Below are 286 nucleotides of genomic sequence, written 5' to 3'. Positions count from 1 at the left end.
ATGAAGATGGTGCTGGCGATGCGGCACGGCCTGCTGCCGCAGACCCTGCACGTCGACGAACCCTCCACTCACGTGGACTGGTCGGCCGGCGCCGTCGAACTGCTGACGGACGCCATGCCCTGGCCCGAGGGCGACGAGCCGCGTCGGGCGGGTGTGTCGTCGTTCGGCATCAGCGGCACCAACGCGCACGTCATCGTGGAGGAGGCTCCGGCCCTTGAGGAGGAGCCGACCGCGGCCACCGAACCGCCGGTTGTCGTGCCGTGGGTGGTGTCGGCGAAGTCGGAGG

At 70.6% G+C, this 286-nt stretch carries 1 protein-coding gene; it reads left to right on the top strand.

Going from position 1 to position 286, the window contains the following annotated elements:
* Positions 1–286, top strand: a 286-nt coding sequence (locus GTW67_RS09425; protein WP_272920476.1) for a ketoacyl-synthetase C-terminal extension domain-containing protein, incomplete at both ends; no start/stop codon positions are given.

Source organism: Streptomyces sp. SID5910 (assembly GCF_009862125.1).
Taxonomy (GTDB): Bacteria; Actinomycetota; Actinomycetes; order Streptomycetales; family Streptomycetaceae; genus Streptomyces.
Note: the sequence above shows the minus strand (reverse complement) of the source record. Positions and strands in the feature narration are given on the sequence as shown.